Genomic DNA, 19228 nt, shown 5'->3' with positions numbered 1-19228 from the left:
TCTCGCGCCCCTTGTCGCGCTGTGGCGCGCTGTGGTAGCTGCTCCCTCCTTATGGTTAGGTTGGCACCACCCCCTCGGAGGCACCATGGGTTTTCTCGACTTCCTCTTCGACAAAGAAAAAGCGCAAGAGCGCAAAATCACCAAGCTCAAAAAGACCGTCTCGCACATGTACGTGCAGCCCGGTGAGCGCAGCTACGCGGTGGAGCAGCTCCGCGAGATCGGCAACGAAGACGCCGTCTTAGCGCTCCTCTCCCGCTTTGAGCAGACCGCCCCCAACCACACCACCGACGCCGACGAGAAAGAGTTCGTCTACGAGGTCCTCGTCGACCTGGGGCGCCGCGGTGAGGTCGATGTGGCCGGTACCATCACCGCCTACCTCAAGCGGGTCGAAGAGAAGATCAACTGGCCGCTCAAGGTCCTCACCGACCTGTTGAGCCTGGAGGATATGGTCAACGTGGTCGTCGAACTTCTCGAAGACATGCACATCGACTATGTGCGCAACCCCGAGAAGAAGCAGGAGATGATGCTGCGCGCCGCCGAGTTCTGCGACCGCCGCCTGGCCGAGCAGACCGCCCGCTTTGTCGAAGACGACTACGAGACGATCCGCTTTCTGGCCGTCGACGCCCTCCTCGCCCAGAACGAAGACGACATCGCTCGTCCCGCCCTGGCCGCGCGACTGACCGAAGAAGATTCGCTGCGCATCTTGCAGAAACTGGCCGAAGCCTTCGCCGAGCGCCCCGAGTGGACGATCGACGAAGAGCAGCGCGAGGCGGTGAGCGCCGCCCTCCCCAAAGGCTTCTCGCTCGATAGCGATGGCCACGTCGTCGCCAAACGCTGATGAAGCTCACCACCCTGCCGCCACTGAGCCCGCCGCCGCAGCCCTCTTACGCGCTGCGGCGGCCCGCCGACCCGATCCCTGAGCCGGCGCTCCTGGCCTGGGTGGAGGGCCCCGGCGCCGAGGGTTTCGAGAGCGCCTGGCGCCTGGCCGGGGTGACGATCCTGCCGGCCTCCACACTCCTGGGGCTGCGCGCCTTTGAAGACGCCTACGAAGATCATCTTCCCGGGGCCGCCCCCGACGGCCGCGACTGCATGCGTGTGATCTTCGATGTTGAGAAGATCTTGCGCATGGCGCTCCACCAGAGCGTGCTGGCGCTGGAACTTCTGGCGAGCCCCACCCCGCTGCAGCTTCAAGCGCCTTTTGACCGTATCGCCCCCGTTGAGCTTGCGCAGGCCGCCCTCACCTCCGGGGTGCTTCGCGCCTACCGCGGCGCGCTGCCCGCCACACTCGACGCCATCGACGCGGGTCAGCGTGTGGCCGCGCTCAGCGGACTTCGCCGGCTCTACACCGCCGGCCTGCTTCATCGCGAGGCGATGATGGGCACCGATCTTGGCGCCCTGCTCAAAAGTTGCGCCCCCTCCCCCATCGCCCCTATCGTGGAAGGCTGGAGCGACGCCGCGCTCAGCCCCGACGAGGCACGTGCGCTCAAAGCTGAGGCCCGCCGCCTCGACGCCCTCCTGGATTCGCCGGGGGCGCTGCCGGAGCGGCCTCAAAACTACGATCTTCTGCACGAGACGCTCGTCGCCTGGAGACTGGCCACCTCATGATTCGCCTGCTGATCATCGGACGCCCCGGCTCCCAATGGGCCGACCGCCTCCACCAGCTTGAGCTCCAGGATCTGGAGATCGACCACGAGCGCCTCCCCTCGGCCGGCATCCGCCGCTTTGAGGCCTCGCCAGCCGACCTGATCATCATCGCCGATGACCAGGGCGGCGAACGCGTGGAGATTCTGGCCGGCGCCATTCGCAGCCGCCCGCTGGGGCAGCTTGTGCCGCTGATCCTCATCTGCCCGCTCCCCGAACCCGAGCGCGTGCAGGCCACCACCGACACCCTCGATCTGGTAGCCTGGCTCCCGCCGGAGACCAGCGCTGAGACGCTGACGACCCGCATCGGCGCCGCGCTCGATGTCTCATTGAGCGCCACCCCCACCCCGGCCTCCCCCGCGACGCATGCGGCGCAGACGCCCCTTGAGCATCCCGAGCAACCCGGCGAACCTCCTCAGGAGCAGCCCCCCGCACCGGAGCCCTCCCGGGTCTTTCGCGCCGGTGAGCTGACGCTTGAGGCCATCGACACCGGGGCCACACGCAGGGTGGATCGCGACCAGGTCTTCCCCCAGCGCGACTTCGCCCACCCCGAGGCCAGCGTCGACGCCGAGGTGATCCGCCGCAAGCTCAGGGCGGTGCGCCACGAGGACTATTTCGCGATCCTGGAAGTGCGCCGCGGCGCCGACACCCAGCCCATCCGCGAGGCCTTTCACCGCCTCTACGCCCGCTTCGACCCGCGCCATATCGATTTTCAGACCGCGCACGCCTTCGAAGACGCGCTCCTCGAGATCCGCGACGCGCTCGAAGACGCCTGGGCGGTGCTCGGCGATCCGGCGCTGCGCGAGCCCTACCTTCGCCACACGCTGCGCCCCTGAGCGGCCGCCCGGGCGGCCGGCGGAAGGTTCCCCCCTTGCCAGCCGTTACCCCCTCGGCTAGACACGCTTCAGCGTGCTCACGTTCCCAGACTTTTGATGAGTTGAACCATGGCATCCTTGCTCGACATCGTCCTCTACCCCGATGACGTCCTTAAGACCCGCTGCACCCCGGTCGACACCGTCGACGACGAGGTGCGCGAGCTTATCGACAGCATGGTCGAGACCATGTACGCCGCCCCCGGCATCGGGCTGGCCGCCCCGCAGGTCAACGACACCCGGCGAGTCACCGTCATCGACGTCTCCTCCCGCGAAGAGGGCGCCGACAGCGAGCTCATCACCCTCGTCAACCCCGAGATCGTGCACCGCGAGGGCAAGATCGTCTGGGAAGAGGGCTGCCTCTCCATTCCCGGGGTCTACGACAAGGTCACCCGCGCCCAGAAAGTCGTGGTGCAGGCGCTGGACCGCGACGGCTCCCCCTTTGAGCTTGAGGCTGACGATCTGCTGGCGGTCTGCCTGCAGCACGAGATCGACCACCTCGACGGCGTGCTCATGCTCGACCACTTCAGCCACCTCAAGCGCAAGATGGCGCTCAAGCGTTATAAAAAGCACCTGGAAGCGCTCGAAGAAGCGCGCCGCAAAGAGGCCGAGAAGGCCAACGACGCCCCCTCCTCCTGAACTTTTTAAAGGTTGCCGATGACTGCCGCACGTTCGCCGCTTCGCATCGTGTACATGGGCACGCCCGATTTTGCGGTGCCCGCGCTCCAGAAACTCATTGAGAGCCCCGACGAGGTCGTCGGCGTGGTGACCAACCCCGATCGCCCCAGCGGGCGCGGCAAAAAGCTCACCCCGCCGCCGGTGAAAGTCGCCGCCGAGGCCGCCGGCATCGAGGTCTACCAGCCCGAGAAGCTGCGCGGCCCGGAGGTTTTGGAGCATCTTCGCGCCTGGAACCCCGACGTGATCGTGGTGGCGGCCTACGGCCAGATTTTGCGCAACGATGTGCTGCTCCTGCCGCGTTACGGCTGCATCAACATCCACGCCTCATTGCTGCCTGCGTACCGCGGTGCGGCGCCCATCAACTGGGCCATTGTGCGCGGAGAGGCCGAGTCGGGCGTGACGATCATGCAGATGGAGCGCGGCCTGGACACAGGCCCGATGCTGCTTAAGCGCAAGACGCCCATTGAGGAGCTCGACACCGCGCAAGACCTTCATGATCGCCTGGCCGAGATGGGCGCCGAGCTGATTGAGGACGTGATGCGCCTGATTCACCTCGACAGCCTCAACCCGATCGTTCAAGACGACGCACAGTCTTCCTACGCGCCGATGCTCAAGAAGAGCGACGGGGAGATCGACTTTCGAAAGAGCGCCCGCGAGGTCGCCGATCTCATCCGCGGGATGAACCCCTGGCCCGGGGCCTTTGCCTTTTTGCACACCCCCGAAGGTCCGCAACGCGTCAAACTTCATCTGGCGCGGGCGCACAGCGCGGCAACCAACGGCGCGGATACCGGCGCCGCCCCCGGTGAGGTCATTCGCGCCGATGAGCAGGGGCTGCACATCGCGTGCGGGCAGGGCTACATCGAGTGTTTGACGTTGCAGGCCCCCGGCAAGCGCGCGCTTCCGGTGAGCGACTTCCTCAACGGCTTTGATCTTCAGACCGACCACCATTTTCTGCTCCCCGATGAGCGCTCCGACTAAACCGAGCTCCCCACCGTGACCACCGCCCGAACAGTCGCCCTCGATGTGCTCAGCCGCATTGAGCAAGACGACGCCTACAGCCACATCGCGCTCTCCAACCAGCTGGCCACAAGCGAGCTCGACGCCCGCGACCGCGCGCTCGCCACCGAGCTTGTCTACGGCACGCTCGCCAGGCAGCGCTCCATCGACACGGTGCTCTCGCGCTTTGTCTCCCGCAAACTCGAGAGCCTGGATCGCCCGGTGCGCCTCAACCTGCGCATGGCCACCTACCAGCTCCTCTACCTGGACCGCATCCCGGCCCACGCCCTGGTCAATGATGCTGTCAAGCTCGTCAAACGGGCCTGCGGCCAGCGCACCGCCGGCTTTGCCAACGCCGTGTTGCGCAACATGCTCCGCAGCAAAGAGAAGTGGCAACCTTTTGAGGAGCGCGACCGCAGCGCCAACCCGGCGCGTTACCTGGGGCTGAAGTATTCGCTTCCGGACTGGATCGCCCGTCGCTTGCTGGGTCGCCACGGGCTGGAGCGCGCCGAGGCCCTGGCCGAGGCCTTTGCCGGCCGTCCACCCCTTTACCTGCGCCGCTTGCAGCCGCTCGACACCCTGCCCGAAGGGGTCAGCCCGCTTGAGGCTCCGCCCGGAGCGCTCAAGGCGGAGAGCTCCTCGCCAGAGTTGCGCTCGCTGCTCGAAGCGCACGCGCTGACCATTCAGGATCTGGGAAGTCAGCTCATTGCGCACTACTGCGGCGCGCGCCCGGGCATGCGCGCCCTCGACGCCTGCTGCGGCCTGGGGGGTAAATCGCTGCTCCTCGCCCAGCAGCTCGGCCCCGGCGACACTCTGGTGGCCTGCGACCCGCTCCCCACCAAGCTGGAGATGCTCGCCAACACCCTTGCCGACCTCCGAGTCGACCCCACCGTCGTGCTCCGAGAGGCCACCCTGCAAAATCTTCCCGAGGCCGATGGGAACTTCGATCTCATCCTGGTCGACGCCCCCTGCTCCAGCCTGGGCGTGATCCGCCGCCACCCCGAGACCCGCTGGCGCCGATCCCCGGCCGATGTCGACGCGCTCGTCCGCGTGCAATCCGAGCTCCTCGACCACGCTGTGAGCCGGCTTAACCCCGGCGCGACGCTCGTCTACAGCGTCTGCACCTTCACCCGCGAAGAAGGCCCCGAGCAGATCGAGCGCCTGCTTGAGCGCCACCCGCAGCTTGAGCGCGCCCCGCTCCCCGAGAGCGAGTTTGACTGGGCCCCCTTCGTCAATGCGCTGGGTGAGCTCGACTTAAACCCGCGCGACCACGACTGCGACGCCTTCTTTGCGGCGCGCCTGCGCCTGGCCCAACCCTGAACTTCCACCGCCGAGCTTCCCTATGACGACGCGCCCCCTTCGCATCGCCCCCTCGATCCTCTCGGCCGACTTCGCCCGCCTCGGTGAGCAATGCCAGGAGGTGATCGACGCCGGCGCCGACTGGCTGCACGTCGACGTGATGGACGGCCACTACGTGCCCAACATCACCATCGGCCTGCCCGTGGTCGAGGCGCTGCGCAAGGCCCTGCCCGACGCCTTTCTCGACGTGCACCTGATGATCGACAACCCCGACGACTTCGTCGGCCCCTTCGCCCGCGCCGGCGCTGACCTTGTGTGCTTTCACCCCGAGGCCAGCCGCCACCCCCACCGCGCGGTGCACACCATCAAGAGCCTGGGCAAAAAGGCCGGCCTGGCCATCAACCCGGCCACCCCGCTGAGCTGGATCGATCACCTGGCCCATGACCTCGACATGGTCCTGATCATGAGCGTCAACCCCGGCTTCGGCGGTCAGGCCTTCATCCCGCACACCCTCGAGAAGATCGCACAGCTCAAGGCTCGCCACGACGAACTGGGCGTCGATCTCGACATCGAAGTCGACGGCGGCGTCTCCCCTTCCAACGCCGCTCAGCTTCGCCAGGCCGGCGCCAATGTACTCGTGGCCGGCAGCGCCATCTTCGGCGCGCCGAACTACAAAGAGGCCATCGACGCCATCCGCCAGCAGGCCACGCTCTAAGACTCAACGTCTTCGCCCGGACCCGATCATGGAACGCATCGACCTGAGCACCTGGAAGCGCCGCCCCCACTATGAGTTTTTTAAGGGCTTTGAGCGCCCCTTCTTCGATGTGGCCGCCCGCGTCGATGTCAGCCCGCTGGTCGCGCTGACCCAACGCAGCGATCTTCGCCTCTTTGCCACCCTGCTGCACACCGTCTGCGTGGCGGCCAACGCCACCGACGCGCTGCGCCTGCGCCTCGATGACGAGGGTGTGGTGCGCGTCGCGCAGATCACCCCCTCCTTTACCGTGATGAGCGACCGGGGCACCTTCAACTACGCCACGGCCCCCTACGTCGACGATGTCGCCGAGTTCAGCCGCACGCTCCAGGAGCACGCCGATCGCTCCCGCAACCTCCCCGAGCTCTTCTTAGGCGACGACGATCGCCTGGATCTCGTCTACATCACCTCGATGCCCTGGCTGGACTTCCAGAGCATCAGCCACGCCTTCTCCGGCCAACCTCTGGACTCGGCGCCGCGCATCGCCTGGGGCAAAGTTGTGGAGGCCGAGCCCGGACGCCACGAGGCGACCTTCCAGCTCACCGCCCACCACGCGCTGGCCGACGGCCGCGATGTCGCGATCTTCTTTGAGAAGTTGCGCGAGCGCATCGACGCCCTGGCCGGCCACGCCGGCTGAACGCCCCCCGACATCTCAAAAGTTCAGCCCCGGCGCGCCTTTCCCCGGGTCAGCCGCACCACCAGATCCCGAAGCTCCTCCAGAAGCCCCATATACTCACCGCCCCCCTTCTGCACGATCTGGGTGGCGTTGCCGGAGAGGCGGGCGTAGTCCTCGGCGGTGAGGTACTTGGCGGTCATCACCACCACGGGCACATCTTTAAACTTCGGGCGCTCCCGAAAACGTTGGAGAAACTCAAACCCGTCGACATGCGGCATCATCAGGTCCAGAAAGACCAGGCTGGGCTCGATCGCCTCCAGCCGCGCCAGGCCCTCTTCGCCGTTGGACGCCGCCGTGACCCGAAAGCCCTCGCGCTCCAGGTGGCGCACAAGCATCTGGCGCGAGGCCTCATCATCTTCCACCACGAGCACGTCGCCGTCTTCCACGGCGCTCTCGTAGGCCTCCATCACCTCCAGAAGTTCCTGGCGGTCGACGGGCTTCGACATGAAGTGGTCGGCGCCAAACGCCAGCCCACGCTGCTTATCATCGACGAAGGTGAGCATGATCACGGGGATCTTTCGAAGATCGGGATCTTCTTTCAGACGCTCCAGTACCGTCCAGCCGTCCATCCGGGGCATCATCACATCAAGCGTGATCACGTCGGGGCGCACCTCCGAGGCCAGCCTCAACCCCTCACGGCCGTCGCGCGCACACACCACGGTGTGCCCCACCCGCTCGAGCGTGCGCTTGAGCACCCCGCGGGTATCGCGATCGTCGTCGATGATCAGCACCAGCTTGGCGTTCTCGTTGAGCTCGATCTCTTCCGAGAAACTCACCTGCTCGGCGCCCCGACCCACAAAGGCGCGCGGCACGCCCAGCTCCACCACCGTGCCCTTTCGCACGCTGCGCTCCACCCGGTAGCTCACCCCGAGCAGCTCGGCGAGCTGACGCAGCACGGACTGCTCCAGCCTGCGCGCGCGACCGCGGCGCCCGGGAGAAAGGTCGCCCACCCGTAGCGTGACCCGGCTCTCGTCGGCGCGCAGCTCCACCTCGACCTGGGTGCCGGCGCTAAAGCGCACCGCCTCCCCCACGACCCCGTCAAAGAGCTGCACGAGCTTCTCGCCATCGCATTGCACCTCGGCGTTGACGTTGGCCCGCTCCACCCTCACCTCAATGCCGCGCTGTTTTGCGACCGCGCCGAGGGGTCCCAGCACCGCATCAAGCGTCTCGTGCACATCGACGTCGTAAACCTCCGGCTCCACATCGCCCGCTTCAAGTTGGGCCAGGGAGACCAGGTTACTGACAATGCCGAGCACCTCGGCACCGGAGCGCTCAATACTCGCCAGCTTGTCGAGCGCCTCGGCCGGCAGGCGCTCCTGCTGCTCCTCGCGAAGCAGCTCCGCAAAGCCGATCATCGCGTTGACCGGGGTGCGCAGCTCGTGACTCATCAGCGCCCAGCGTCGCCCGGCCATCCACCCGACCATCGCCTGGGTGAGCAGCCCGCGTAGCGCCTGCGCGCGCTCAAGCTCCGGCTGGCCAAAACGCCCCGGCTCGGCGTGCACACAGATCCAGAGCGCGGGGTTGATCGGCGTTCCCACACTCACCATGATCACCGAGGCCACCGGCATCGACACCGAGGAGAGCATCGCCTGCCAGGCCCCCTGGTCGCGCACATCATCGAGCACCAGAGGGTTGCCTTCGAGCACCGCCTCGGTGAGATCTCCCACCCACCATTGCAGAGATTCCAGCCTGGGGTCGCTGGCGCAGAGCACGCTGATCTCGCCATCGTCGCGCACCTGAAGAACCGCCCCGCCGTCGCCGCCGACCACATCATCGAGGAGCCCCACGACGGCCTTCGGGCCGGTCTGCGCGCCACTGCGGCTGAGCATCTCCAGCCCGCGCATCAGCGTCTCGTGGCGCCGTCGCAGCTCCGAGAGATCGTCATCGCGAACGTCATCATCCGGGGGTTCTTGCGTCATCACTCTCACCTCGCCACCTGCCCGCCACCCCGGAGAGGGGCGTGCTGGGCTGTAGCGTCGCTGCTCTCATCGAATCATCGCAAAGGCAACGGGCACCCCTGCCGGTAACACCAAAAGAGTATCAGGGTGCAGCGCATGTACGTTTTTGTCGAGTCCGATCCCGAAAGCGGCCCCCCCGCGTTACAAGCTTTTTCCTTGAGATCGTCCCGATCGCAACAAGGCTTTGAAGCGACGCAGCGAGTCCCGCTTCATGTCGTGAGGGTCATCGGGCATCGCCCCGGCTTGCTGCCAGAAGACAAGGAGTACCGTTATGATGAGCTGGGTTGTCGTATTCTTCGTCGTCGCCATCATCGCCGCATTGCTCGGGTTTACCGGCATCGCCTCTGCGGCTTCCTCCATTGCGCAGGTGGTCTTTGTGATCGCGCTGGTGCTGCTGGCCGTCTCGCTGGTCTCCAACCTCATGAGCCGCGCCTGAGGCCTGCTGGCGCAAACTGACACAACCGGTGGCACGCCTTGCCCTGCGGGCTAACGCGTGCAAACCTTCGCGCCCACCCTCGCCGGCGACGCTCCCACGACGATTCTGGGAGACGTCCGATGCCGCGACGGTGGGCGCCTTTTGTTGAGTGAGTCCGGGGATTTTACCCCTTTTGATGTGCAACCAGGATGGTGGCTTTTACGATGGCCAGCGTCCCCACGTATGGAGCCTGTATGCGCCGAAGCATTGCCCTGTTGACCTGCCTTCTCGCGTTCTCTCTCGTCGCCTGCGAATCGGAACAGAACACCGCCGAAGAGCCCCCCTCGACCGCCGAAGCCGCAATGGGCGAGGCCGTTGAGGAGGAGGCCAGCGAGGAGCAGGCCGCTGAAGAAGCTCCCGAGCAAGCCGCCGCCGAAGAGGAAGGCGATCCTCTGGCAGCGCCCGCCGACGTGGCTGCCCCGCCGGCCGACGCCGAGAAGACCGAGTCTGGCCTGGCCAGCAAAGTGCTCAAAGAGGGCACCGGCACCGAGCACCCCACCGCCACCTCCACAGTGCGCGCGCACTACACCGGGTGGACCACCGACGGTGAGATGTTCGACAGCTCCGTGAAGCGTGGCCAGCCGCTGACCATGCCCCTCAACCGCGTCATCGCCGGCTGGACCGAAGGCGTGCAGCTGATGGTTGAGGGCGAGAAGCGCCGCTTCTGGATTCCGCAGGATCTGGCCTATAAGGGCGCTCCGGGTGCGCCGGCTGGCATGCTCGTCTTTGACGTCGAGCTCATCGAGATCGTCGAGTAAGCAGCTCGTAAGGGGCTCCCGAAGTGCTGGCCGCATCCCCCGGCGGTACCTAGCTTGAAGGGTGACACGCCACCCTCGCTACGGGAGCCCCATGAGCCTGCAAACCTCCTCCTCTCAGGAGTCGATCTGGGACTTTCCCAGCCCGCCGGCGGTGCAACAGAGCCACCGACGCATCCGCGTGCTGGTCGGAAGCACACCCATCGCCGACACCACCCGCGCGCTGCGTCTGGTGCACACCGGACACGCCCCGCACTACTACATTCCCCCCGAAGATGTGCGTCTCGATCTTCTGCAGCCCTCCATGCACTGCAGTTTCTGCGAGTGGAAGGGGGTGGCCACCTACTACGATCTGCGCATCGGGCCGACCTTCATTGAGGCTGTGGCCTGGTCGTACCTTCAGCCGCCCAAGCATTATCAGGCGCTGCGCGACTACATCGCGTTTTACCCCCACAAAGTGGATCGGTGTCTGGTCGATCATATGCGGGCGATGCCGGAGCCGCATCCGGAGCGCGGGGGCTGGATCACCCCCGACCTGGTCGGACCTTTTTAGACGCTATGTTCAGGCGATAGCGACCTTATTCGTCGCCGAGCACGCGCCGAAAGCCCACGGCGACGCCGAGCGCATCGAGCCGAAAATACTCCGGCACACGCACCCGTCCGCTCACCTCAAAGCCCTCCACATCCCCCCAGGGGTCGGGGGCTTCGAGGTAGCCCTCACCGCTCATCGTCAGGCCGTCGAGCTCGCCCTCCACAAAGCGCGTGCCGGCTTCGATGCACCCGTCGCCCAGGGTCTTGGTGATGGAGAAGGTGCCCCCGGCGTGCGAGACCTGCACGACCTGCGGCACAAGCTCCTCGTCGCAGGGGTAGCCCTCCATCAACCACTGCCCGGAGAGCGAGAGATCGTCGATTTCGGGAAGAGGTGTCGGACCGGTGTCGGGATACACGCGGCGCAGGGTCAGCTCGCCATCGGGGGCGTCCAGCCGTATCACGTCTTTGCCCTGCGTCTGCACGCCAACCTCGTCGTCGCCCAGTCGCACGGCGCCATCGCCGGCCGGGTCCCCCTCCCAGAGTGAGGCGCCGGCTGCCAGGCAGGCATCGGCGCGAAGGCTACGCGCCACAAGCGCTCCGTCCTCATCGGCTGCGGGTTCTACGGCGACCACGCGCAGCTGCTCTTGGCCCTCGCAGCGCGCGCCCTCCACCACCCAGGTCCCCTGATACTCGAAGGGTGTGCCATCGCCCTCGGCCGCATCCCCGCAGGCGACGAGCAGGCTTGCCAGACAGATCCCCGCCCTCATGGTGCGCCCAAAACTCACGCCTGCCCCCTGCCCTCCACGTGGCGCGCCAGCGCTTCGAGGTCTTTGTTCACCATCTTCTTAAACATCGGCAGCATCAGCCGGCCAAAGAGGTTAAAGAGCGCGCCCATCTCCATCTCACCGTGGAGTTTCACGGCGGTCCCGCCCTCGCGCTCCTCAAGCTCGTAGACGTAGTGGTACTCCCCGCGACCGGTACTTCCCTTCGTGCCATCGACGTAGAGTTCCAGACGGCGGTCGGGCTCCAGAGCGCGGATCTCAAAGACCTCCGCGCCCTCGCGCCCCATGATCTTGCGCACCTCGCGCCAGCTCGACCCGGGGCCCATCTCCCCTTCATCGAGGCGCTCCACACGCACGAAGTTCTCCATCCATGCGCCAAAGTCCTCGATGTCGAGCATTGCCTCAAAGACCGCCTTCGGCGGCGCGTTGACGTGATGATTCAGCGTGTACGAAAGCGCCACGGGGGCTCCTTTCCGGCTCAGTGGACCATCAACGAGAGCACCGGGTGCGTCGCGAAGGAGTAGAGGCGAGAGCAGAGGTTCTGCTGGCAGGTGACCTCACCCTGACCTTCGAGCACAAGCTCTTTGTGCGCGTCGATCAGGCAGCGTGCCACCGGCTCGTAGGCCGCGTCGGTGTAGCGCGCGTAGATATAGTGCTGGTCGAGCTCTGGCGAGTAGCGCACGGCCACCCAGGCCTGGGCTCCCAGCGGCATGGCGTCGCCGCCCTCGTTCGCCAGCTCCTGGCCCATCGTGTGGCAGGCGATGGCGTCTTTAAAGACCTCTTCACCACCGGCGATGATCGCGTCGCTATGCGGGCAGGAGGTGTCGTCGGCGATGGTGAGGTTGGTCAGCGTGTCGCTCATCGCCACGCCGTTCATGCCCTCGCAGAGCACCCGGTCGCCCGAGCAGCTGGCCTGCTTCACATCCGGACCCAACACCCAGACGCTGAACCCGAGGCGATTGACGTGCTCCGGGGCCTCGGCCTCAACCTCGCTGAGCACATCCTGCATGCGCGCGTGCACGCAGCGCCCGAGCTCCGTATCGCGCTCTTCGCCTTTGAGGCTGCCCAGGTTGAAGCTCTCCGCTCCGCGGGTGGCCACCGCCTCGAAGTAGGCGTTGGTGGTGTCGTAGTCTTCGCCGGCGCAGGCTTTGAAGGCCTCGACGCGCTCCTGCATCTTCGCCCAGGTCACATCGCGAAACGCCGCCTCGGCCTCAAGTTCCGGGGTGGTGTTGGCTTCATCTTCTGCCACCGCGCCGCTCTCACCGCCTTCCTCGACCAGAGGTGCTTCGGCGCTGACTTCCATCGTCAGCTCCCCGGAGGCTTCCGCTGTCTCCGTCGAAGGTTCAACCTCGGTCGCCTCGGCGCTCTCTCCCATGGAGGGACCCGAAAAACACCCGACCATCGCCAGGGCGATGCTTGCCACCAACACGTCGTTCAACTTCATCGCTTACCTCGTTACGTTCCGTTACCACCGCGGCTATCCTCTTGGATGCGCTGGTATATTGCAAGATCGGTGAGGCCTTTGATCGCAGCACCGAGTATTGCGAATTTGCAGATCTTTGCCCTCGCGCCCCCGCCCTGAGACAGCCCCCTGACTCTACACCTCCCACCGCCGGCGTCCACCCTTGACCCCGGGTGCGTCCGCATGCTCCTTAACGCGCGCCGCACCGCCCCGCTGCTCCCGCACCTTTCTTTACCGCACCGCCCCGCTGCTCCCGCACCTTTGTACGCCGCACCGCCCCGCTGCTCCCGCACCTTTGTACGCCGCACCGCCCCGCTGCTCCCGCACCCTTGTACGCCGCACCGCCCCGCTGCTCCCGCACCCCCGACGAGACCCCGATGCGCGAACTCCTCCCGCTGCAACACCGCCACGACCGCGCCATCCTGGCGATGGCCATTCCTGCCATTGGCAGCCTGGCCATCGACCCGCTCGTCTCGCTCGTCGACACCTTTTTCGTCGGACGCATCGGCACCGCCGAGCTCGCCGCGCTGGGCATCAACAGCGCGCTCTTTGCGATGACCTTTATCGTCTTCAACTTTCTGGCCTACGCCACCACCCCGAAGATCGCTGCCCACCTGGGCCGCGATGAGCCCGAGGAGGCCGGCGAGGTGGTGAGCCACGCGTTGTGGCTGGCGATTGGGTGTGGCGGGATGATGACCGCAGCCCTGCTGATCTTCGCCGCCCCGCTCCTCACGCTGATGGGGGCCGCCGGCGAAGTTGCCGGGCCGGCGCTGACCTACCTGAAGATCCGCGCGTGGGCGGGACCGGCGTTGCTTATCAGCACGGCGGCCCACGGGGCCTTCCGCGGCTTTCAGGATACCCGCACCCCGATGTGGGTCACGGTGATGCTCAACCTGATCAACCTTGTGCTCGACCCGCTTTTGATCTTCGGGCTGGGCTGGGGCATCGCCGGGGCGGCCATCGCCACGGTGGTGGCGCAGTGGTCGGGGGCGCTGCTCTTTTTATGGCTGCTGCTGGTGCGCCGCAGCGAGTCGATGCACGTGCCGCTGATCGCGCCCTCTTTGAGCGGGATGCTGCCGCTGGTGCGGGTGGGGAGCGCGCTTTTGCTGCGCACCGGGGCGCTGGTGGGCACCATGACGCTGGCCACCGCCGTGGCGGCGCGCCAGGGCGCCGAGTCGGTGGCCGCCCACCAGGTGGCCAACCAGCTCTGGGGCTTTTTCGCGCTGCTCATCGACGCGCTGGCGATCGCCGGCCAGGCCCTGCTGGCGAACTTCATCGGCCGCAACGCCACTGAGGAGGCCCGCGCCATGGGCGCGCGCCTTTTGCAATGGGGCCTTGCCACAGGGCTGGTGCTGGGCGGGGGCATCTGGCTCTGCGGCGGTCTTCTGGCCCGGGCGTTTAGCACCGACCCTACTGTCATCGCGAGCATTATGATGCTCATCCCCTTCGTGGCCATCTTGCAGCCGCTTAACGCGCTCGTCTTTGTATGGGACGGGCTCTACATGGGCACCCAGGCCTTTGGATTTCTGGCCCGCGCGATGCTCCTGAGCGCCGGCGTCGCCGCCGCCATGCTGCTCGCCACAAACCCGCTGGGCTGGGGACTTATCGGGGTGTGGTCGGGGATCACCGCGCTGATGATCGTGCGTGGCATCACCCTGGGTGTGCCCTGGGCGATGCGGCGTGTACCTGGGCTCGACGCGTGAACTCGGTCGAAAACGAGGTCAGCCCCGAAGATCGATGACGCGGCTGGCGTTTTTATAACGCACCCGAAAGCCCCGAAACCTCGGCAGCAGGTTAGCCTTCGGGTCGGCTGCCCGCGCCGTCTTCTTGTCCATCGGCGTCATCGTCACGCGCCTGGCCATTGGCGAGACCTGGCAGTGGTAACGAAAACCCAGGTGCTCCCACACCCGCGGAAACTCCTCGCGCAGAGGATCGAGATCGAAGCGGTGGATCTGGAGCTCCGCTTCAAGGTCCGGGCGAAGATCCTCGGGCTCCACCAGCATCAGATCCTGCTCGCGCTCCACGCCTAAGAGGCGCAGACGCTCCACCAGATACTCCTGCGGCGCCGGCGGCGGATCTTCGCCCGTCCAGCTGCGATCGACGTTGGGCCAGCCGGCCAGCACCTCCCAGATATGCAGATCGTCGAGCACCCGCTCGCCAGCGGGCTTGAGGATGCGGCCTTCCAGGATGGCTTTTGCCGCGGCCTCGACGAGCTCCGCCCCGCGCAGGGCCTCTTCGGCCGCCGAGAGGGCCACGCCGGCCAGCTCTCGCTCCACGCGGGCCCGAACATAGGGGGCGCCGCGGTGGTTGCCGGCGCGCACCTCACCGATCTTGCGCTCGCCAATATCGGCCTCCACAAGATCGGCGTAGCTGCAGGGCAGCACCATCTTCCCGGAGCCGCGCACCCCGGTGCCATCATCGCCGATCCAGAAGGTGTCCAGGATCACACCGGCCACCGGATCGGCCGGCGACTTCTCCCCCTCCTTGAGCGCGGGGCTGGCGAAGGGCCAGACCAGAAGTTCGATCTCGCCATTTCCCCAGGGCTCGGGCTTTCCGCGCACCGCGCGCCCGTCGACGCGCCTTTTGAGCGCGCGGCTGCGCACCACAAAAGCCGACTCCGGGATGCGGCTCAGCGCGTGGCGCACAAGCTCTTCGGCAGATGCCAGCTGCGCATCTGCCTGCGACGCGCTCACGCCCACCACCTCGCGCAGCGAGCGGGCGATCTGGCGAACCTCGCGCAGCGCCGCGGGGCGAAGCCCGTGGCGGCGCACATCACCGTGGCGCAGCGCTGCGAGTTGCAGGCTGACCTCGTCGTGCAGACCCTCGAAAAGATCGCGCCGCGCCTCGCGCACCTCCTCTTTGCGTCCGCGCAGAAGATGGTCGGGGAGGAGCAGATCCTGGCCGCGCTGCAAGGTCGCCACGAGGTCGCAGAGGGTCGCGGCAAGCTCGGCGGGAGGATCGATGAGCAGACGACCTTCGGCGCCGCTCACAGGCATGGTGGCGAGCTGTTGCCCAAGGCCGGTCAGGCGGCCCTGGGCGTCCAGGGCCCGTGCGCGCCGCAGGCGCGCACGGGCCTCTTCCACCGCAAACTCCGGCGGCAGGGAAATCCAGGGCGCATCGAGAAACGCCGGCCCCTCCAGCCCCACCGAGGCCGCGGCCAGCAGCACATCGTCGAGCTCAATGCGCTCGATCTCCGGGGCGGCATGAGGCTGCGGCGAATAGCGCTCGCTCCACAGCCTCACACAGCGACCCTCGCGCACTCGCCCCGCGCGCCCGGCGCGCTGGTCCATCGACGCCTCGGCCACCGCCACCAACGCCAGCGCCGAGCGGCCGCCCCGGTGCACCCGCATCCGGGCCAGCCCGCTGTCGATCACCAGCGTCACCCCGGGGAGCGTCACGGAGGTCTCCGCCACATTCGTCGCCAGAAACACGCGACGCCGGGGCGCCTCGGGCTTAAACGCCCGCTGAATCTCATCGACCGGCAGGCTCCCGTGAACCTGCAAGATCTCCAGATCGTGGGCGCGCGCAAGGCCTCCCAGCGCGTCTTCGGCGGCCTGAATCTCGCGCTTGCCCGGCAAAAACACGAGCACATCGCCCCCGTCGTCGCGCGCACTGTCGAGCTCCTTTGCCAGCGCGTCCCGCACTCGGGCGGCGAGCCCATCGCCGGTGGGTGCCGGAACATCGTCGGCGTAGCGGATCGCCACCGGGTAGGTGCGCCCGCTGGCGTGATGCACCTTTGCGTCGATGCGCCCGGCGATCGCCTCAGCGTCCACCGTCGCAGACGTCAGCACCACATGTCCCTGATACTTTCCGGTGGCCTGCGCACGCAGAAGCGCCGCGCTGAGCACATCGACCTCCCAGCCCCGCTCATGAAACTCATCGATAAGCACCGCCCCAAAACGCTCCCGCTCCCCGCCCTCCTCGCTGAGCATCCGCAGCGCGATGCCCGTCGTCGCAAAAAGCACCTCGGTCTGCGCGCTGCTGCGATCATCAAATCGCACCCGGTAGCCCACCGTGGCCCCCACCTTCTCCCCCCGCTGCCCCGCCAGAAACCCCGCCAGCGACCGGCACGCCACTCGCCGCGGCTCTACCACGAGCACGGGCTTGCCGGTGAACTCCGCCAGCCACAGCGGCAGCCGGGTCGACTTCCCGGAGCCGGTGGGCGCGGTGAGAATATGGCGAGGATGCGCGCGCAGCGCCTCCATAAATTGCGGGCGAATCGCGTCGACGGGCAGTTCCAAAGATGGCCTCCAGCAGCAGAAGTTGCAGTCGCACTCATACCCCCAACGCCCCGATCTTCTCAATGAGGCGCCTGCGCCTTCGCAACCCTCAGCGGTAGCCTTCGGCCTGCAGGTTAAAAAGACGCGCGTAGGTACCCTGCTCCGCCATCAGCTCCTCATGGCTTCCCAGCTCGCTGATCGCCCCCTCGTCGAGCACCGCGATGCGGTCGGCCATACGCACCGTCGAGAAGCGGTGCGAGATGAGGATCGCCATCTGCCGCTCGGTCAGCTCCTTGATCCGCTCAAAGACCTCCGACTCGGCCTGCGCGTCCATCGCCGAGGTCGGCTCATCAAAGACCAGAATATCGGAGCGCTCACGCATAAACGCCCGCGCCAGCGCGATCTTCTGCCACTGCCCCCCCGAGAGCTCCCGACCATCTTTGAACCAGCGCCCGAGCTGCGTATGAAAACCCGCCGGCATCGAGGCCACAAAGTCATCGGCCATCCCCTGCGCCGCGGCCCGCTCCCAGCGCGCCTCATCTTCCAGAAACGCCACATCGCCCACCCCGATGTTCTCACCAACCTTGAACTGGTAGCGCACAAAGTCCTGAAAGATCACCCCGATGCGCCGGTGCAGCTCCGCCAGCTGCCAGTCCCTCAAGTCGGTGCCGTCGAGCAAAATCCGTCCCCGCGAGGGCCTGTAGAGCCGCGTCAGAAGTTTGATGAGCGTGGTCTTTCCCGAGCCGTTCTCCCCCACAAGCGCGAGCTTCTGCCCCGGCGGAAGATGCAGACTCAAGCCCTTGAGCGCCGCCTCCTCCTGGCCCGGGTAGCTGAACCACACATCCTCAAAACGCAGCCCGTCGCCGGGCCTCACGCCCTGGCTCACCCCCTCATCGGTCGACTCCACCGGCTCATCAAGCAGCTCATAGAGCGTGGAGAGGTAGAGGTTATCCTCATACATCCCCCCCACCGAGTTGAGGCTGGCCGAGACCGCCGACTGCCCCTGCTTAAAAAGAAGCAGGTACATCGTCATGTCGCCAAGCGTGATGCGCCCGTACACCGTCTCAAGCACCACCCACACGTACGCCCCGTAAAACGCCCCGGTGCTCAGCAGCCCCAGCGCATACCCCCAGAACCCTCGCCGCAACGTCAGGCTGCGATCCTCCCCGTAGACCACATCGAAGATCGCCCGGTATCGATCGAGCAACATCGGCCCCAGCCCGAAGAGCTTGACCTCCTTGGCGTAGTCCTCGCGGGCCAGCACCGTCTCCAGGTACATCTGCTGGCGCGCCTCCGGGGAACGCCAGCGAAAAAGCCGAAAAGCTTCTCCGCTAAAGCGCGTCTCCACCAGAAAGGCCGGAAGCCCCGCCGCCACAAGGATCACCACCGCCCATGGCGAGAGCTGCCACAGAAGCACCGCCGCCCCGGCAAGCGTGATGGCGTTTTGCACCAGCGAGAAGGTGCGGTTGACCAGGCTCAAGGGCCTGGATGAAGCCTCGCGCCGGGCACGAGTGAGCTTGTCGTAGAACTCGCTGTCCTCAAACTGCGTCAGGCTCAGCTGCAGCGACTTCTCCAGAATCATCGTGTTGACGCGGTGGCCCAGCTGGGCGCGCAACAGGCTCTGGGCCACGCCCAACCCCCTCTGCGCTCCCGCCATCAGCACCACCAGCCCCGCCTCCACCGCCACATAGACCAGCGCCAGGGTGCGATCGGCCTCCAGCCCCGAGGCCGCCGCCTCCACCACCTGATCGACGATGAGTTTTCCCACGTAGGCGATCGCCGCGGGCATCACCCCGGCCACCAGCGTCAACAGCCCCAGCATCACCGTGAGCCGGGCGCTGGTCGACCACACCAGTCGCAGCGCCTCACCGCTGTAGCGAAAGACGCCCAGATAACGCTCCCCGGCGGAGACATCCGCATCGGGGGCTTCGGGTTGAGCATGACGACGTGACATCTTCCCTCATCATAAATGCGAAACGTGCGAAACGTTCATACACCAGACGCAGCACAAAGACGGTGCGCGTTGACCCTCTTCTTACAGGACGCCCGGCGCGGGGGTATCGGCGATCTTCATTTACAACTATTCACAAGCGCGTTTTTTGCGCCTTGCAGACACCGCTTTGAGAACCCGC

The 19228-nt window shown here is 66.5% G+C and carries 18 protein-coding genes; 12 read left to right on the top strand and 6 right to left on the bottom strand.

Annotated elements, in window-relative coordinates:
• The first annotated feature begins 85 nt into the window (after positions 1-85).
• The 8 genes from FRC98_RS04185 (at position 86) to FRC98_RS04150 (ending at position 6874) form a co-directional block, all read left to right on the top strand.
• The gene (locus FRC98_RS04185) at positions 86-838 is read left to right on the top strand and encodes a hypothetical protein (RefSeq protein WP_146980048.1); all 753 of its coding nucleotides are present in this window, start codon (positions 86-88) and stop codon (positions 836-838) included.
• Complete coding sequence (locus FRC98_RS04180) at positions 838-1605, top strand: hypothetical protein (RefSeq protein ID WP_146980047.1); 768 nt, start codon at positions 838-840, stop codon at positions 1603-1605. The genes FRC98_RS04185 and FRC98_RS04180 overlap by 1 nt, the downstream gene beginning before the upstream one ends.
• Positions 1602-2477 carry a J domain-containing protein gene (locus tag FRC98_RS04175; protein ID WP_146980046.1) on the top strand — a complete coding sequence of 292 codons (876 nt, stop codon included), beginning with the start codon at positions 1602-1604 and terminating at the stop codon, positions 2475-2477. Before FRC98_RS04180 ends, FRC98_RS04175 begins: the two co-directional genes overlap by 4 nt.
• A 108-nt stretch (positions 2478-2585) precedes the next feature.
• Entirely contained in the window at positions 2586-3152 is a 567-nt protein-coding gene (def, locus tag FRC98_RS04170; RefSeq protein WP_146980045.1) for a peptide deformylase, read from the top strand.
• Between the two features lie 18 nt (positions 3153-3170).
• Positions 3171-4169, top strand: coding sequence for a methionyl-tRNA formyltransferase (gene fmt, locus FRC98_RS04165; protein ID WP_146980044.1), 999 nt, complete (start codon positions 3171-3173; stop codon positions 4167-4169).
• A gap of 15 nt (positions 4170-4184) precedes the next feature.
• A complete protein-coding gene (rsmB, locus tag FRC98_RS04160) occupies positions 4185-5507 on the top strand; it encodes a 16S rRNA (cytosine(967)-C(5))-methyltransferase RsmB (protein WP_146980043.1) in 1323 nt (440 codons plus the stop codon).
• A 22-nt stretch (positions 5508-5529) separates the two neighbouring features.
• Positions 5530-6201, top strand: coding sequence for a ribulose-phosphate 3-epimerase (gene rpe, locus FRC98_RS04155; protein ID WP_146980042.1), 672 nt, complete (start codon positions 5530-5532; stop codon positions 6199-6201).
• Positions 6202-6229: 28 nt separating this feature from the next.
• Entirely contained in the window at positions 6230-6874 is a 645-nt protein-coding gene (locus FRC98_RS04150) for a CatA-like O-acetyltransferase (RefSeq protein WP_230467259.1), read from the top strand.
• A 23-nt stretch (positions 6875-6897) separates the two neighbouring features.
• Here FRC98_RS04150 and FRC98_RS04145 read toward each other — a convergent pair whose 3' ends face one another.
• Positions 6898-8832 carry a response regulator gene (locus FRC98_RS04145; protein WP_146980040.1) on the bottom strand — a complete coding sequence of 645 codons (1935 nt, stop codon included), beginning with the start codon at positions 8830-8832 and terminating at the stop codon, positions 6898-6900.
• A 310-nt stretch (positions 8833-9142) separates the two neighbouring features.
• On the opposite strand from FRC98_RS04145, the gene FRC98_RS04140 reads away from it, so the two are divergent.
• The 3 genes from FRC98_RS04140 (at position 9143) to FRC98_RS04130 (ending at position 10654) form a co-directional block, all read left to right on the top strand.
• Complete coding sequence (locus FRC98_RS04140) at positions 9143-9307, top strand: DUF1328 domain-containing protein (RefSeq protein ID WP_146980039.1); 165 nt, start codon at positions 9143-9145, stop codon at positions 9305-9307.
• Between the two features lie 233 nt (positions 9308-9540).
• Positions 9541-10104 (top strand): FKBP-type peptidyl-prolyl cis-trans isomerase, encoded by a 564-nt coding sequence (locus FRC98_RS04135; protein ID WP_230467258.1) that lies wholly within the window; start codon positions 9541-9543, stop codon positions 10102-10104.
• Positions 10105-10195: 91 nt separating this feature from the next.
• Positions 10196-10654 carry a DUF427 domain-containing protein gene (locus FRC98_RS04130; RefSeq protein ID WP_146980038.1) on the top strand — a complete coding sequence of 153 codons (459 nt, stop codon included), beginning with the start codon at positions 10196-10198 and terminating at the stop codon, positions 10652-10654.
• 25 nt (positions 10655-10679) lie between these two features.
• Here FRC98_RS04130 and FRC98_RS04125 read toward each other — a convergent pair whose 3' ends face one another.
• The 3 genes from FRC98_RS04125 to FRC98_RS04115 are packed head-to-tail and all read right to left on the bottom strand — an operon-like array spanning position 10680 to position 12858.
• A complete protein-coding gene (locus FRC98_RS04125; protein WP_146980037.1) occupies positions 10680-11417 on the bottom strand; it encodes a hypothetical protein in 738 nt (245 codons plus the stop codon).
• Complete coding sequence (locus FRC98_RS04120) at positions 11414-11875, bottom strand: SRPBCC family protein (RefSeq protein WP_230467257.1); 462 nt, start codon at positions 11873-11875, stop codon at positions 11414-11416. The genes FRC98_RS04125 and FRC98_RS04120 overlap by 4 nt, the downstream gene beginning before the upstream one ends.
• Positions 11876-11892: 17 nt before the next feature.
• A complete protein-coding gene (locus FRC98_RS04115; protein WP_146980035.1) occupies positions 11893-12858 on the bottom strand; it encodes a hypothetical protein in 966 nt (321 codons plus the stop codon).
• Positions 12859-13253: 395 nt separating this feature from the next.
• Between FRC98_RS04115 and FRC98_RS04110 the strand changes: the two genes are divergently transcribed.
• Positions 13254-14579 carry an MATE family efflux transporter gene (locus FRC98_RS04110; protein WP_146980034.1) on the top strand — a complete coding sequence of 442 codons (1326 nt, stop codon included), beginning with the start codon at positions 13254-13256 and terminating at the stop codon, positions 14577-14579.
• Positions 14580-14597: 18 nt separating this feature from the next.
• Here FRC98_RS04110 and FRC98_RS04105 read toward each other — a convergent pair whose 3' ends face one another.
• Together FRC98_RS04105 and FRC98_RS04100 are read right to left on the bottom strand one after the other, a co-directional pair.
• Positions 14598-17117 carry a helicase-related protein gene (locus FRC98_RS04105; protein WP_146980033.1) on the bottom strand — a complete coding sequence of 840 codons (2520 nt, stop codon included), beginning with the start codon at positions 17115-17117 and terminating at the stop codon, positions 14598-14600.
• Positions 17118-17205: 88 nt separating this feature from the next.
• On the bottom strand, positions 17206-19050 hold the full coding sequence (locus FRC98_RS04100) for an ABC transporter ATP-binding protein (RefSeq protein WP_146980032.1): 1845 nt from the start codon (positions 19048-19050) through the stop codon (positions 17206-17208).
• Positions 19051-19228 lie beyond the last annotated feature (178 nt).

The organism is Lujinxingia vulgaris (assembly GCF_007997015.1).
GTDB lineage: Bacteria > Myxococcota_A > Bradymonadia > Bradymonadales > Bradymonadaceae > Lujinxingia > Lujinxingia vulgaris.
This window is presented reverse-complemented; position numbering and strand designations above follow the sequence as displayed.

Excerpts from the sequence above, each read along its gene's own strand:
- fmt (WP_146980044.1), top strand. The coding sequence starts at position 3,171 with ATGACTGCCGCACGTTCGCCGCTTCGCATCGTGTACATGGGCACGCCC.
- FRC98_RS04140 (WP_146980039.1), top strand. The coding sequence starts at position 9,143 with ATGATGAGCTGGGTTGTCGTATTCTTCGTCGTCGCCATCATCGCCGCA.
- FRC98_RS04135 (WP_230467258.1), top strand. The coding sequence starts at position 9,541 with ATGCGCCGAAGCATTGCCCTGTTGACCTGCCTTCTCGCGTTCTCTCTC.
- def (WP_146980045.1), top strand. The coding sequence starts at position 2,586 with ATGGCATCCTTGCTCGACATCGTCCTCTACCCCGATGACGTCCTTAAG.
- rpe (WP_146980042.1), top strand. The coding sequence starts at position 5,530 with ATGACGACGCGCCCCCTTCGCATCGCCCCCTCGATCCTCTCGGCCGAC.
- FRC98_RS04130 (WP_146980038.1), top strand. The coding sequence starts at position 10,196 with ATGAGCCTGCAAACCTCCTCCTCTCAGGAGTCGATCTGGGACTTTCCC.
- FRC98_RS04180 (WP_146980047.1), top strand. The coding sequence starts at position 838 with ATGAAGCTCACCACCCTGCCGCCACTGAGCCCGCCGCCGCAGCCCTCT.
- FRC98_RS04115 (WP_146980035.1), bottom strand. The coding sequence starts at position 12,858 with ATGAAGTTGAACGACGTGTTGGTGGCAAGCATCGCCCTGGCGATGGTC.
- FRC98_RS04185 (WP_146980048.1), top strand. The coding sequence starts at position 86 with ATGGGTTTTCTCGACTTCCTCTTCGACAAAGAAAAAGCGCAAGAGCGC.
- FRC98_RS04150 (WP_230467259.1), top strand. The coding sequence starts at position 6,230 with ATGGAACGCATCGACCTGAGCACCTGGAAGCGCCGCCCCCACTATGAG.
- FRC98_RS04110 (WP_146980034.1), top strand. The coding sequence starts at position 13,254 with ATGCGCGAACTCCTCCCGCTGCAACACCGCCACGACCGCGCCATCCTG.
- FRC98_RS04100 (WP_146980032.1), bottom strand. The coding sequence starts at position 19,050 with ATGTCACGTCGTCATGCTCAACCCGAAGCCCCCGATGCGGATGTCTCC.
- FRC98_RS04175 (WP_146980046.1), top strand. The coding sequence starts at position 1,602 with ATGATTCGCCTGCTGATCATCGGACGCCCCGGCTCCCAATGGGCCGAC.
- FRC98_RS04145 (WP_146980040.1), bottom strand. The coding sequence starts at position 8,832 with ATGACGCAAGAACCCCCGGATGATGACGTTCGCGATGACGATCTCTCG.